The following is a 13957-nucleotide window of genomic DNA, read 5'->3' as shown; positions in this document are numbered from 1 at the left end:
GCCTCTCGACGTCTTCCTCGGTCATGCTTTGCTGGCCAGCTTTCCTCTCCATGCGCTACTGGTTAGCGTGGCGAGAATTAATACCAGATTACCATGCCTAAATATAATGCATCATTCCAGTGCTTTAAGCAGACAAAGGTTCAGCGTTGCGCCGCGGCAACCCTGCCTGCGGCGCGGCGCATGACATGCCTGTAGCAATGGGTCAGGCCCGTTCAGCGCCTTCGCTGAGCACGCTGAGATCGAACGGCGTGTCGCGGTAGAGGCACGTGATCCAGTTCCAGAACAGCATGTGGGCGAAGGGCCGCCACTGGTTCACCGGTTCACGCTGCGGATCGTCGTCGGGGAAGTAGCCGTGGGGCACCGGCGTATTCGGGTCCGTCGCCAGATCGCGCAGATACTCGCCCTTCAGCGTATCCGTGTCGTATTCGAGGTGGTTGAACATGAACAGGTCGCCGTTGCCCTCGTCCTCCACGAGGCAGGCGCCGGTGACGGGCGAATCCGCCAGAATGCGCAGCGACGGGTGGCCGGCGATGTCCTCGTGGCGCACGCCGCTCCAGCGCGACACCGGTGCCGGGAAGACATCCGGGAAGCCGCGCAGCAGCCGCGCCTCCGGCGCCCGCACGGTCTGCGGGTAGACGCCGGACAGCTTGCAGGTGAAGTGCTCCTTGTCCACGCCGTAGCCCGCATAGAGCGCCGCCAGCGCGCCCCAGCAGATGCTGAAGCGGCGAAACACGTTGGTGCGGGACCACTCGAAGATGTCGAGGAACTCGGGCCAGTAGGCCACATCCGGGTAGGCCATGGTCTCGACCGGCGCGCCGGTGATGATCATGCCGTCGTAGCGCTCCGCCCGAACTTCATCGAGCGTGCGGTAGAAGGCCTGCAAATGCTCGATCGGCGTGTTGCGCGGGGTGTAGCTGGCCGTTGTCAGCAGCGACAGCTCCACCTGGAGCGGCGTGTGGCTGAGCAGGCGCGCGATCTGCACCTCGGTTGCGATCTTGGTGGGCATGAGGTTGAGCAACAAGATCCGCAACGGGCGGATGTCCTGCCGGAGGGCGACGCCTTCCGGGATCAGTTCCACTCCTTCACTGCGCAGAACGGCTTCCGCGGGGGAGCCGTCGGGAATCTTGATTGGCATGGCTCGAACCAGAGTTACTGACGCATCGACTGTCCGAAGAGACGCAGTACCGTTATGCGAGCCGGGCCGAAATCACAACCCTTCCGTGCGGCGAATCCCCTTGCCTCTACCACGACGGACGGGGGCGGCGGCGGGCCGCCCACCCGCCGTTACAGGAACTTGGACAGGTTCAGCTGGCTGATCATGCTGATGACCTGATAGCTGGCCTCCAGCGCCGCCTGATCGTTGGTGAAGCGGGTGATGGCCTCGGCCATGTCCACGTCCTCGATGTCGGAGATGAAGCTCTCGAAGTAGAGCTCCTGCTTCTCCAGCTTGGTGGCCACGTCCTTCACCTGCGCCTGACGCAGGCCGTTGCTCACCTGCACCCCGCGCATGGTCTTGGTCGCGTCGTCGAGCGCGGAGATCTGGTTTTCGAGGAAGGTCACCTGGTCGGGGGTGAGCGGGCCATCGATCGGTCCGAAGGTGTTGTCGAACTCCTTGATCGCCCGCAGGATCTCCATGATCGGCCCGGCCACCTCATCGGCGAGCACGCCGTATTGCATGTTGAGGGTATCGCTGATCCGGGCCGAGGTCCGGGTCTGGTCATTGGCGAAGGCATCCGCGGCCGAGGCCATGGCCACCAGATCATCAAGGCTGCCCGCCACAAACGGCTTGGCGTCGGTCTGCGCCCCGGCAAACAGGTAGGTGTTGCCGACCTTGGTGTTCAGCGACGCGGCGATCATCCCGAAGCTGGCCTCGATCTTGTTCATGAAGCCCTGCCCGTCCCCCAGGGCCAGCGCGCCGAGAATGGCATCCTTCACGGACTGGGCGCTGTCCAGCATCGAGCCGATCTGGAGATCGACGACGGCGAGGGTCTGCCCCACCTCCTTGGCCGTGCTCTGGTAGGCCTGGGTGCGGGCGAAGGCCGCGCGGGCCGCGACCACGGTCGAGGATTCCGAGGCAAGGCCCCGGTAGTCCTGGGCCTTCTTGCCGGTGTTGATCTGCTGCTGAACCTTGTAGAGCTCGGACTGATTGCGCAGGAGCCCCTGCAACAGGGACTGGTTGTGGGAGTAGCTTGCAACCCGGGTCATCCTAGGCTCCCGTCAGGTTTATTGCGGAATGGCAAGGAGCGTGTCGAACATCTCCTTCGCCGTCGTCATCAGCCGCGCTGCCGCGTTGTAGCTGTTCTGGAACACGATCATGTTGTTCAGCTCCTCGTCCAGATTGACGCCGGAGAAGTCGTCGCGCCGCTGCACCACCGTCGTCAGCAGCGCGGTGCTGTCGGCGGTGCCGGCGTCGGCGCGCTGGGCCTTCAGGGCCGCGTCGCCCAGGAGGAAGCCCATGTACTGGGACAGGGTCGTCGAAACCGGGGTGAGATCCCCCGCCTTGCCGAAGCCCACCTTCCGGCTGCCGAGGTCGAACAGCGCGTTGGCGCCGTGATTGTCCCCCTCGCCCAGCGCGGGGGTGCCGGGGGCCGCCGCCGGATTGAACCGGGCCAACGCCAGACGGGAGGGATTGCTCTGGATGTCCGGGCGGACGGCAAGATCGCTGGCGAACGCCGCCTGCTTGGCGTGGCCGAGGCCGAAGAACGCGCTGAACGACACGCCGGTGCCGCCCCGCGACGTGGTGTCGGACACCAGGTGGATCTCGGCACCCGCAAACCCCGGCTTGGGGGCGGAGACCAGCTGCCCCTGCGCGTCGAGCGAGAAGGTCATGTAGTTGCCGAGGCCCGCCGGGCTGTTGAGCTGCGCCAGCAGGTCGTCGAACGACGTGCCGGTCACGTTCAGCGTATAGCTGCCGATGATCCGGTTGTTCGCGTCGCGCACCTCCAGGTACATCGAGCCGCCCGGCGCGAAGCCGTGGGCATCGGTGCCCTTCACGCCGGTTGCCGGATTGGTGCTCTGCCCGGAGACGAGCAGATCATTGAGGCCGAAGAAGTGCGAGAACCCGCGCCCGCCGCGGCTGGCGGGATTTGCCGGATCGTCGGCCACAACCACGCCCCCGCCCGCCACGTTCGATTTGATGGAGAGCTGGCCGTTGACGAAGGTCGCCGTGCCCTGCCCGCCAAGACCGGCGTTGATGAGCGCCACCACGTCGTTGATCGTGGCATTGGCCGGCAGGGTATCAAAGTTGATGGTCTGGGACGCCACCACCACGCCGTTTTCGTTCACAACCGCGAAGGTGGAGACGCCCGTGAACCCGTGCGGATCGGTGCCGAGGAGCCCTGTCTGGCGCCCGCTCAGCACCTGCGGCGCCGGCACGGCCGAATGGGCGTTGTGAATGGCGTTCATCTCGTCGGCGAAGGCGCGCGCCATTTCGCCGAGCGTGGCGGCGATGGCGGGCAGCTCCTTGTCCCGCAGGTCGAGAAGGCCCTTCAGACGGCCCGAGGACAGGTTGCCGTCCAGCACCATGCCCGTATCCTTGGGCGCGCCGCCGCCCTTGGGCACCGCGAGAAGGCGGATCTGCGGGAAGTTGGTCTCGATCGAGACCACGCCGGGCGACGGGTAGTCCAGCTTGTAGAGCGTGTCGTCCAGCAGCGTCGTGCCATTGGCGGTGACCAGATGGATCGCGCCGTTCCCCGCATCGACCGTGCGGATGTCGATCAGCGAGGACAGCTCCGCCAGCGCCTGCGCCCGCTGCTCCTCCAGGGCGCTGGCATCGCCGTTGGTCACCTTGAGCTGCACGATGCGCGGGTTCAGGTCATGGATGCGCGCCAGCAGGTCGTTGATGGTGTTGACCGTGTCCATCGCCTGGTTGCTGGCGTCGGTCCGCAGCGCCTGGATCTGCCCGGAGAGGGACTGCACCTCCTCCGTGAAGCGGGCGATGCTGTCGATGGCGCCCTGACGGCGGACCGTGTCCGCCGCGTCGCCCGCCAGCGTGGCCATGGCCGCGAAGATGGAATCGAGCCGGGCGCCGATGCCGGTCTTGGAATCGGAGGAGCCGATAAAGCCCTGAAGGCGGTCATGGAACTGCTGCATGACCGAATACCGGCCGGTATCGCCGCTGGCCGAATAGACCGCCTTTTCGAGGAACTGGTCCGTCACCCGGCGGATCTGGCCGATCTTCACGCCCGCGACCTCGCCGCCGTAGGCGTGGGTTTCCATCACCACCTGCTGGCGGCTGTAGCCCGGCGTGTTGACGTTGGCGATGTTGTTCGTGACAGACCGCAGCGCCGCCTGCGAAGCGGAAATGCCTGAATAGGCCACCTGCAGAATATTGCTCAGCGACATGCGGCAATGCCCCCTTCAACCTTGCCGACCGGCAACTTTTGCCGGGACGGACCGATCCGGGAGCAGGCCGCGCAAGACCCTGCCGTATCCGAAAATCTCAGGATTTCAGCCAGACTGAACATCGCGCTGCGCTCATTCCCTCACAGTTGCAGGAGGGAATGAGCAAAAGCGATGCCAACTCCGGGCAGGCTGGCGAAAAATCAGAACCGCGAGCGCAGGCCCAGCTCGATCTGGCCCTTCATGGGCGAGCGGCCCGGCGTATTCGGCGCGTCGGTCTGGAGGCGGCCCTCCACCCGGATATCGCCCCAGGGCGTCGGCCACTCGACGCCCGCCTCGCCGATCCACATCTTCTCGTTGTTCTGGCTGATGCGGTACTTGGGCGTGTCGGTCAGGTTGATGTTGGCCCGGCGCACCGCGCCGTAGAACCGGCGGTTCCGCTTGTCGGTGAGCGAGCCGGTCACGGAGAACAGGCGGGTGTCGCCATCAAGGCTCATGCCGATGGGACGGTCGTAGTAGGTGTAGCCGTCGCGGTAGATGAAGTGGTTGTAGGTGGAGCCCGGCGCGTGCTTGCCAACCCACCCGGACGGCTTTTCCGTCAGGAAGGTGGCATAGGTATCGCTGTACTCGACGCCCACGCGCCAGATGGAGCCGTTGGACAGGCCGCCGGTCAGCGTGCCGCCGGCGGTGTAGGACAGCTGCTCGATCATGAGCGCGCCGTCGCCGTCCTCGCCGATCACCTCGCCGTAGGCCGAGGCGGTCACCGAGCCCAGCCGCCCGCTGATGCGGATGTCCGCGCCCGCGATCTGGTTGCCTGGCTCGTTCAGCGTGCCGGTGTTGTCGTTGGTGCCGATGGCAAAGATGGCGTCCTTCCAGATGCCGAAGCCGCAGGGCCGGTCCCGGCCGCACAGCTGCATGGTGCGGTTGAAGCCGATCTCCACCGCCTGCACCGGCTTGAACGAGAAGCGCATGGCCATGAGCAGCGGGTGCTCGTAGTCGCCCCGGTTCTTCTCCAGGCGGCCGAGGAAGGTCTCGAACCGCCAGGGGCCGAGCAGGTTGAGCACCGGCAGCTTGAACGGCTCGGGCGAGAGGCGCTTCAGGCCGATCTTGGGGAACGGCCGGGCGCTGTTGGACATGATGAGGCCGCTCTCCTGCCCCGGCCCCCACCAGGTCTCCACATAGCCGATGTAGCCCGCCCAGTTGCCGAAGCGCTGGGCGACGTAGACGTTCTCGAAGTGATAGTCCTTGCCCACCTGGCTGGGGCGCCAGCCGATGCCGTAGTTGATGGTGGTGCCGCCCAGCTCGTGGGACACCTTCACCGACACATCCGCATCCTCGCGGGCGGAATCGCCGAAGTCGCGCACCAGCGAGGGGTCGTTCGCCACACTGGCATCGAAGGTGTAGACGGTGCGGTGCTGCGAGAGGTCGAGGTAGATCTCCAGCCGGTCGGCGGCGGCGGCCAGATGCGGGGGCAGCTCGTCCTTGTTCAGGGTGGAGAGGGCATCGTGGATCTGCGCCCAGGGCAGCGGCCAGCTGTTGATCGGGCCGCCCAGCAGGCCCGCATCGGCCAGCAGCTCGACGTCCTGCCGCAGGCGGCGGTCGCCCGCTTCCGCCCAGGGGGAAGCCTGTACCGATGCGCTGACCACGGAAAGCGCCAGAGTCGTCAACAAAACACGCATATTCCACTCCCCCATGACAAGGACGCCCGAGTCCCGCTTCGGTTCGCAGCAGGCTAAATATAGTAAATTCAGATTGTGTCTATCCGCTGTTGCCGACGGAGGACGACCCGCCCTCCTCCTGCCCGCTCCCGAGCGGCGTCTGGCCCCGCACCAGTTGCTTCAGGCGCAGGATGAAAACGGCAAGAACGAGCGCATAGGTGACGGCGCTGTACCCCGCCAGCGCCCAGAAGCCGCCGTACCACGCCCCGGCGACGCCGCACAGCAGCAGCAGCCACATGTTGGTCTGCGGCCCGCTTCCCGCGAGCCCGATGAGGCGCGGCAGCCCGGCCCCCTCCTCCAGCGAGGACTGGAACAGCCGCCGGAAGTAGTGGCGGTGCAGATCGGCGGAGAGGCGGCACACCAGCATCAACAGGGCAACGGCAACGGCGGCCATCCCCTCCGTGCCCACGAAGGCGGCGCACAGCCCCGCGTACCAGCCCGCCTCCGCGAGGCGCGGCGTGATCTGGCGCACCCGGCGCGGCACGGCCGGGTCGAGCCGGAGCTTCTCGATGCGGTGCGCCATCTCGAAGGCGAACCCCATGAGAATCGCGCAGGCGACACCGGCCCACAGCCAGCCCAGCGCGAAGGCGCAGACAGCCAGCAGCCCCAGCACGGCCCCACCCCAGGCCACCGGAACAGCGCCGAGGCGCAGCCGGTCGCCGTGCAGCAGGGCCAGGCGGGCAAGCGGCGCATAGATCCAGCGAGTCGGCGCATCGGCCCGGCTGGCATCCGCGAGGCCCGCGAGGCTCATGTCCACCTTCGCCGCCATCTCCTGCCGCGTCACCGCATGCCAGACCAGCGGCAGGTCGCGCCCGAGCGAGGGGTCGAACCCGCCGCAGCGCGCCGCATCCAGATAGAGGACCGGCAGGTCCACCATCGCCGCGCGCAGCACCGTCTGCTCGAAATCCCAATCCCCCAGCCCCTTGGCGACCCGGCGCACGATCTGCCCCGGCAGCACGCTGACGGCGGCGGAGAAATACTGCGCGGTCAGCCGCACCGCCTGGTCCGGCACCGAAGGGCCGGCCAGCCACACCGAGATCACGGCCTCCGGCCCACGGTCGCTCGCGGCTCCGGCGTCGGGCGTGTTCGCTCCGGCCTCATCCGCCGCGCTCTCCCGGCCGCTGCAGGCGACAGCCTCGGCCACCAGGCGCGGGTCAACGACGAAGCCCTCCTCGATCATCAGCACCCGGTCGGCGTTCTCGACCCGGCTCGCCAGATGCTCGGCCTCGCCCACCACATCCAGCATGGGATAGCGGCGGCGCAGCATCGCCAGTTCGGCGGAGAGCTGCGGCCCCATCACATCGGCCAGAACGACAACGCGAACCGCACCCGCCCGCAGCGCGAGGCGGATGTTCCGCTCCAGCAGCGTGATGCCGCCCACCCGCAGCAGGGCCGCGGGTTCGCCGTTGCCATCGGCATTGGGATGGTTTGCGCAAAACAGCCCGATAAGCGCCATGACGCTCCTCATTTGGAGATGCCGATCATCTCGAGACTCGGCCTTCTCTACGGCCATTCTCCGGCCAGCACCAGCCGCCAGAGGCCCGGCGGCACCGCCCTAGCGGTATTTCTCGATGACCTGCTCCAGCCCCCGCTGCAGCGCCGTGCCGATCTTGCCGCCGTCGCCCTTGATGCGATCGCGGATTACGGCGCGCATGGCGTCGATGTGGGCCTTGATGATCTCCACGTGGTTGTCGGTGATGTCCTGCCGGATCGCCGAGAACCGGTTGAGGGAGGTGGCGAAGGCGGTGACCAGCGGATAGCCGAAGGTGCCGCCCTGCCCCTTGAGGTCGTGGGCGAGCGCGGTGATCTGCTCGAACAGGGCGCGCCGCTGCTCCGGGCTGTCGACGCAGCGCCGGTGCAGCTCGTAGAGCGTGTTGAGCTGGCCGTTCACCCAGTCCGGATAGTCTTCGGCCATCTGCTCGAAAATGCGCTGGGCGGCCTCCAGCGCCTGCTCGTCGAGGTAATAGACCTCGTCCGCCCCCGGCCCCAGTCCCACCGCCTTCTCCTTGAGGCGGTTGCGGAGCCGGTAGAAGCGCACCTTGACCGTCGGCTTGTTCGATACCCGCATCTCAGCCATGGATCACCTCCACCTCGGGGCTCTTGTCGGTGAGAACACGCCGCTCGGGGCCGTCGAACGGCAGGTTCTGCCGGCGTCGGTCCGGGCCGAAATAGTCCTTGGTGTGGACGAACTGGCGATTCCGGTTGATGAGGTTGGTCAGCTTGTCGCCCAGCGTCCGGATGGTAAACGGCTTGGTCAGCACATCGTGCGCGCCGAGATCGCGGGCTTCCTCCACCCGGGCGCGGTCCGAATAGGCGGTGATCATCAGGAACGGCACGAAGCGGTCCGGCGAGTCCTTGTGGCGGCGTACCCAGCGCAGCAGCATGGCCCCGTCCACGGGTGACATCTGCCAGTTGGAGAGGATCAGGTCGATGCTCATGGCTCCGGCCCGCACCGGATCGCTGTAGACCTGCTGGATCAGCTCGATGGCCTTGCCGCCATGCTCCGCCCACAGCACCTGCCCGACCCCCAGAACCTTGAGCGACTGTATCAGCAGCGACCGAATGAACGGGCTGTCCTCCACGACGAGGACACTCAAGCGCTGAAGGTCCAAAGGCATCCTGTACTTACCGGCGCGCGGCGCCGCTCCCTGTTCCGTACCGTCATCTCCCCGGGCTTCCCGGGAATATTCCGTCTGGCAACGTAAAAAGCCTGTTAAACGATTCCAACAGTTCGTTTGCTTTCCATGCCCTCAAACCGGATTTTTTGCCACGATCATTCGCCCCGGCCCCGCCGGAGACCGGCGTTCCACCGGCCGTTTGCGCGTTCTCTCGCCGGATCCCGGCTTGGTCGTGAAACCGGTGTGGTTTAAACCTTGTTTGCAGATGGGCCGATGTGTTGGATAAGGCCGTCGGTCTGTGACAAACCACATGGCCGGCGATTGACGCTGCCGTGTGAATCGCTAACGCTACGCCAACCCTTGGGAGTGACCCGCTCGTGCGCCAATCTGCGTCTGGCCCCAGAGTCGCCGGAAACCATTCCGCATCCGAGACCGCCATCCCGCCGTCGGCTGACGCAGAAGGGGATGGCGAGGCCATGGCGACGGAGACCGCCGGCCAGACCGCTCCCGACGAGCCTTCGACCCACGCCGATCAGATGGAATTCCTCATGTCCGAGACCGACGTCGAAGCCGAAGCGGACGGCGGCGCGCGCCCCCGCGCACCGCTCTGGATTGCGCTTGTCCTTTCGATTGTCTGGCTCGCCGGCGTCGCCGCGTCCGTCCTCCTGCTGTACCAGACCCGGGGCGGCGCCCAGCCGAGCCTCCTTGAGCTGGCGATCCTTGCCGCCGGCGCGACCGCTCCGCTCTCGGTCATCTGGCTGGTGGCCGGGTTCTTCGTGGTGCGCGCCCAGGCCCCGGCCTCGCGGGTCCAGCTGCACGACGCCATTGCGGCCGAGCGGCGGCTGCGCCGGGCGGCGGAGCGCGTCAACGAGAGCTTTTCCGCTTTTGACGGGGCGCTGGCCGTTGCCGAGCAGCGGGCGGACGGGCTCTCCTCGGGCATCGAACAGCAGATCGGCCGCCTGATGGGCGCCGCCGAGCGCCTGAGCGCCCTTGCGGACTCGGCGCAAACGCGCCTCGCCGCCAGCGCCGCCGCGCTCGGCACGTCGAGCGAGGCGCTGGATGCCGCCAGCAGCCGCGTCGCCGGGTCCGTCGAGAAGGCCAGCGAGCAGGTCTCCGGCCTGCCCGCCGTTCTCGACCCGCTGGCGGGCCGCATCGAGGGGCTGGCGGAGAAGCTCCAGACCACGGGCGCGGCCACCCACGATCAGGCCGAGACGCTCTCGCGCGCGGTCAACCAGCTGCTGCTGCGCCAGCGCGACCTGCAAGCCAACCTGCGGGTCACGGAGACCGCCGTCACCGAATTCCTGCCGCGCATCCAGTCCGCGACCGAAGCGCTGGGTACCCAGGCCGAAACGCTCGACGCGCGGGGCCGCGCCATTTCCGAGCAGCTGAGCGCGAGCCGCGACGAGGTGGCCGCCAGCATGGATGCGCTCTCCACCCGCCTGAATGACCTTGCGGAGGCCACCCGCACCATGGCCGGAGAGCAGGCCGAGGCGCTGGAGGCCACGCTGCAATCGCTGCGCTCCCGCCTCAGCGGCGTTGCCGCCGAGGCCATGAACGATCTGGCCCACCAGACCCAGCACGTCAGCGCCAGCATCAACCAGCTGCTCAGCCAGTTCGCCACCCAGCGCCAGAGCGCCGCCGAGGATGTCGCCCGGCTGCACGAAGCCTGGAGCGAGGTGGAGAGTCAGATCGCAGCCGGCCTCACCGCGCAGGAGGAAAGCGTCTCCGGTCTCCAGCAGCGGCTGCGTGCCCTTGGTGACGACGCCCGCACGCTGCCCCAGGCCCTCTCCGACGGCATGGCGGCGACCGACCAGATGCAGCACGCTCTGGTCGAGACCCAGCGCGAGGCGGCCCGCCTCACCCAGGCGCTGGCGGCCACCATCGAACAGGCGTCCGAAGCCCGCAACACGGTGGCCCAGGCGGCCGAACAGTCGAACACCGTGGCCGGGGGTATGCAGGCGGTCTCCAGCGGCGCGGCGGCGCTGTCGAACACCCTCGCCGATGTGTCCGCGACGCTCGACCGCCAGCGCGAGGAGCTGGAAGCGCTCCAGAACAGCATGACGAAGGCGCTCGCCGACATGACCCCCGCCCTCTCGGCCGCGCGGGAGGCCACCCAGGCCACCGCGATCCAGAGCTCGACCCAGCTGGTCGAGGCCCTCGGCCGCATCCGCGCCATGACCGCTCAGGCCAGCGAGGCGCTCAAGTCGGCGGCGGACGAGATCGTGCAGACCGCCCAGTCCACCCTGCGGCGCATGAGCGTCGAGTCGGTGCGCAACGATCTGGTCGAGCCCCTGCGCGAAACCATGACCGAGGTGGAAGCCGCCAGCCGGCGCGGTGTCGAGGCGACGCGGGTCGCCGTTGGCCACCTGCACAGCGAGGTCACGCGCCTCAACGAGCTGGCGTCGGCCATCGAGAAGCGGGTTGCCGAGACCGACGCCTACCTCGGCCAGATGTCCGAGCAGGATCTCTCCCGCGCCGCGGCTCACCTGATCGAGAGCCTGAACTCCGCCGCCATCGACATCGCCAAGATGCTGGGCACGGACGTCTCGGACACCGAATGGCAGGCCTACCTCAAGGGCGACCGCAGCATCTTCGTGCGCCGGGCGGTCAAGCTGGCGGACCGCAGCGAGCGGGCGCAGATCTCCCGCCTGTTCGACAGCGACATGGAATTCCGCGAACAGGTGCGCCGCTACATCCGGGATTTCGAGAAGCTGATCGGCCGCACCATGGCCGAGCGCGACGGGCAGGCCCTCAGCGTCACCCTGCTGTCGTCGGACCTCGGCAAGCTCTACGTGATGCTGGCGCAGTCCATCAACCGCCTCACCGGCTGAGCGGCACCACGCGCACGCCAAAAAAAAGCCGGGCCCTCAGCGCCCGGCTTTTTCTTTTGCATCGGAAACGCGCGTCTCAGTGGGGCCGTGAGGCCGCCGCGCCCTCGCCGCGCCCGGCGATCTTGGCGATGAAATAGTCCAGGTTCTCCGGGTCGATGTTTTCCTCGAACTGGGTCAGTACCCGCTCGATGGTCATTTCCCGGATCATCTGGCGGTCGCCATCCGCATTCTGGGTCAGCTCCTCGATGGCCGCCAGCGCCGTCTTGGCCACCGGCAGGGACTGGGCCGGCAGGCCGCAGCGCTCGAACAGGCGCGCCAGACCCATGCCGCCCCGGTCGTGAATCAGCCGGTGCGCGTTGGCGACCGGAATGTCCGCCCGCTTGGCCATGGCCACCTCGAAGAAGGAGAGGTCGCCCATGCACAGCGCGCGCATGATGATGGTGGGGGTGAGGCGTCCGTTGGCGTGGAGCTGGTCCACCAGCTCGAACACGTCCGGCGTGTCGGCTTCCCCGCCCAGAAGGTTGAGCGTCGCCCGCTCCCGGCTGTCCAGCAGCAGGTCCATCGCCACGTCCGGCGACAGGTCATGGTGGGTCACCAGATGGTCGCGGATCTTCTCGGAGACCAGCGTCACCAGCCGCTCCGCCACCTTCATCGGCAGCACGGCGCGCTCGGCCATGGGATTGGAGATGCGCTTGATGTGCCCGAAGTCATCGAGCACCCGGTTCATCGTCTCTTCCTTGAGCTGGGCGCCGTTGTTGGCCACCAGGCGGGCGACCACGTCCTCGTTCCGGGTATCGACGAGCGCGTCGGACACCCGCTCGGAGACCACGGCCCGGCCCGCCACCGCCACCTGGTACTCGGCAGGCTTGGACTCGATGATGGACAGCAGGTCGTCATCGGTCAGCACGGAGCTGGCCTCGATGATCGGCAGCGCCACCGCGGCAATGTCGTTTGCGAGCGTGACCGCCACGTCATGGGGCAGGTCGGGGCTGAGGCGGATGCTCTGGGACAACGCCGCCCGCACCTTCTGCTCCACGTCCCGGGCCATGATGCGGAAGATTTCCTCCGCCAGTTCCCGCTCCCGCTCGCTCAGTCCCCCGCTGGAAAACGCGGTCGCAACCTTGCTCGCGGTCAGAGCCCGGTTCTCGGTGGAAGGGTCCGACAGGAGATTCCTAACGTCTTCCACGGAAAGCTGATGTCCGGCACTCAAGATCTCACCTCCGAACGTTCCAGCCCTTTGGACTGGCCATAACGCCCATTCCAACCCTCATCGTTAGGCACTACTGGTTAAGTGGGAGTTAAGCGCGCCCTCTCCATCTCCTTGGAAGTCCATGTACCAAGGCCCTGCATCAAGGCCGTGCATCAAGGCCATACATCAAGGGCGGCCAGGGAGCGGATGGCCCCTGACCGCCCGTCGCACGGTCCGTCGGATCAGCCCTCGCTGCGCGGTGCGGACGCGCTGAAAGCAAGGCGATAGACCACCCCGGCCAGCGCGGCGCCAACTATCGGCGCCACCCAGAACAGCCACACCTGCTGCAGCGCCAGACCGCCCACGACCAACGCCGGCCCCGTGCTGCGGGCCGGATTGACCGAGGTGTTGGTGATCGGAATGCTGATGAGGTGAATGAGGGTGAGTGCCAGGCCGATGGCAAGCGGGGCGAAGCGCGCCGGAGCGCGTTCATCCGTCACCCCGAGGATGACGATCAGGAACCCGAAGGTCATCACGATCTCCGTCACCAGGGCGGAGCCAAGGCCGTAGCCGTGCGGGGACAGCTCGCCGAAGCCGTTCACCGCCAGCCCGTTGGGCGCCAGGCTGTACCCCGGCTGGCCGCTGGCGATCCAGTAGATGAGCAGCGCAGCGAGCACCGCGCCGATGACCTGGGCGATGATGTAGGGAATGATCTCCCCCGCCGGAAACCGCCCGCCGACCCAGACGCCGACCGTGACCGCCGGATTGAAGTGCGCGCCGGAGATATGGCCAAGACCATAGGCCATGGTGAGGACGGTCAGACCGAAGGCCAGAGCCACACCGGCATAGCCGATGCCGAGATCCGGCACGGCGGCCGCAAAAACGGCGCTGCCGCAGCCGCCAAGCACAAGCCAGAAGGTTCCCAGAAGTTCGGCGATAAGTCGTTTGGGCAATGGAATCATGATCCCCCCCTTATCAAGACCACCTTATGTTCAAGTTGAAATCAGAAGCTACACGACCGAAACATCATGCAGGCCATGCCTGCAACAGCCTGACTATTACATGGTTTCATCACCTTGTCAGGACTGTTTTCCTCCCCGTCAGCAACCCCTCTGGTACAAGAAAACCGGGCTTGCGGACAGGCGCGCGACCAGGCCGGGCCTGAAAAGTCCTTGAAAAACCAACAGGCAGAACTTTGACCGGTTCAGGCCGGATTAAGCGACTGTGCTCAATTGTGCCCCCCTGAGGCTTGGCAGATCT

General features: G+C 66.9%; 10 protein-coding genes. 1 reads left to right on the top strand and 9 read right to left on the bottom strand.

The features are described from left to right. Nucleotides 1-202: 202 nt before the first annotated feature. From ACSJJU_RS07320 to ACSJJU_RS07290, 7 genes are all read right to left on the bottom strand, one after another. Nucleotides 203-1135: a homoserine O-succinyltransferase gene (locus ACSJJU_RS07320; protein WP_435914670.1), complete on the bottom strand. Its 933-nt coding sequence runs from the start codon at nt 1133-1135 to the stop codon at nt 203-205. A 149-nt stretch (nt 1136-1284) separates the two neighbouring features. Then, nucleotides 1285-2205: a flagellin gene (locus ACSJJU_RS07315; RefSeq protein ID WP_435914669.1), complete on the bottom strand. Its 921-nt coding sequence runs from the start codon at nt 2203-2205 to the stop codon at nt 1285-1287. 18 nt (nt 2206-2223) lie between these two features. Beyond that, nucleotides 2224-4344 (bottom strand): flagellar hook-associated protein FlgK, encoded by a 2121-nt coding sequence (flgK, locus tag ACSJJU_RS07310; protein WP_435914668.1) that lies wholly within the window; start codon nt 4342-4344, stop codon nt 2224-2226. Nucleotides 4345-4544: 200 nt separating this feature from the next. Next, nucleotides 4545-6020: a capsule assembly Wzi family protein gene (locus ACSJJU_RS07305; protein ID WP_435914667.1), complete on the bottom strand. Its 1476-nt coding sequence runs from the start codon at nt 6018-6020 to the stop codon at nt 4545-4547. 79 nt (nt 6021-6099) lie between these two features. Beyond that, nucleotides 6100-7515 (bottom strand): hypothetical protein, encoded by a 1416-nt coding sequence (locus ACSJJU_RS07300; protein WP_435914666.1) that lies wholly within the window; start codon nt 7513-7515, stop codon nt 6100-6102. 99 nt (nt 7516-7614) lie between these two features. Further along, nucleotides 7615-8136 (bottom strand): Hpt domain-containing protein, encoded by a 522-nt coding sequence (locus tag ACSJJU_RS07295; RefSeq protein WP_435914665.1) that lies wholly within the window; start codon nt 8134-8136, stop codon nt 7615-7617. Then, nucleotides 8129-8677, bottom strand: a complete 549-nt coding sequence (locus ACSJJU_RS07290) for a response regulator (protein WP_435914664.1) — start codon at nt 8675-8677, stop codon at nt 8129-8131. The genes ACSJJU_RS07295 and ACSJJU_RS07290 overlap by 8 nt, the downstream gene beginning before the upstream one ends. A 476-nt stretch (nt 8678-9153) precedes the next feature. Here ACSJJU_RS07290 and ACSJJU_RS07285 point away from each other — a divergent pair, with 476 nt between their 5' ends. Beyond that, nucleotides 9154-11508 carry a hypothetical protein gene (locus tag ACSJJU_RS07285; RefSeq protein WP_435914663.1) on the top strand — a complete coding sequence of 785 codons (2355 nt, stop codon included), beginning with the start codon at nt 9154-9156 and terminating at the stop codon, nt 11506-11508. 76 nt (nt 11509-11584) lie between these two features. Here ACSJJU_RS07285 and ACSJJU_RS07280 read toward each other — a convergent pair whose 3' ends face one another. Continuing rightward, a complete protein-coding gene (locus ACSJJU_RS07280) occupies nt 11585-12718 on the bottom strand; it encodes a DUF2336 domain-containing protein (RefSeq protein ID WP_435914662.1) in 1134 nt (377 codons plus the stop codon). Between the two features lie 221 nt (nt 12719-12939). After that, nucleotides 12940-13659, bottom strand: a complete 720-nt coding sequence (aqpZ, locus tag ACSJJU_RS07275) for an aquaporin Z (protein WP_435914661.1) — start codon at nt 13657-13659, stop codon at nt 12940-12942. Nucleotides 13660-13957 lie beyond the last annotated feature (298 nt).

The sequence above is a fragment of the Pedomonas sp. V897 genome (assembly GCF_051304405.1).
Classification (GTDB): Bacteria; Pseudomonadota; Alphaproteobacteria; order Sphingomonadales; family Sphingomonadaceae; genus Pedomonas.
Note: the sequence above shows the minus strand (reverse complement) of the source record. Positions and strands in the feature narration are given on the sequence as shown.

What these genes read in the sequence shown, in the direction of transcription:
- ACSJJU_RS07320 (WP_435914670.1), bottom strand. Translation starts at nt 1,135, where the DNA reads ATGCCAATCAAGATTCCCGACGGCTCCCCCGCGGAAGCCGTTCTGCGC.
- ACSJJU_RS07315 (WP_435914669.1), bottom strand. Translation starts at nt 2,205, where the DNA reads ATGACCCGGGTTGCAAGCTACTCCCACAACCAGTCCCTGTTGCAGGGG.
- flgK (WP_435914668.1), bottom strand. Translation starts at nt 4,344, where the DNA reads ATGTCGCTGAGCAATATTCTGCAGGTGGCCTATTCAGGCATTTCCGCT.
- ACSJJU_RS07305 (WP_435914667.1), bottom strand. Translation starts at nt 6,020, where the DNA reads ATGCGTGTTTTGTTGACGACTCTGGCGCTTTCCGTGGTCAGCGCATCG.
- ACSJJU_RS07300 (WP_435914666.1), bottom strand. Translation starts at nt 7,515, where the DNA reads ATGGCGCTTATCGGGCTGTTTTGCGCAAACCATCCCAATGCCGATGGC.
- ACSJJU_RS07295 (WP_435914665.1), bottom strand. Translation starts at nt 8,136, where the DNA reads ATGGCTGAGATGCGGGTATCGAACAAGCCGACGGTCAAGGTGCGCTTC.
- ACSJJU_RS07290 (WP_435914664.1), bottom strand. Translation starts at nt 8,677, where the DNA reads ATGCCTTTGGACCTTCAGCGCTTGAGTGTCCTCGTCGTGGAGGACAGC.
- ACSJJU_RS07285 (WP_435914663.1), top strand. Translation starts at nt 9,154, where the DNA reads ATGGCGACGGAGACCGCCGGCCAGACCGCTCCCGACGAGCCTTCGACC.
- aqpZ (WP_435914661.1), bottom strand. Translation starts at nt 13,659, where the DNA reads ATGATTCCATTGCCCAAACGACTTATCGCCGAACTTCTGGGAACCTTC.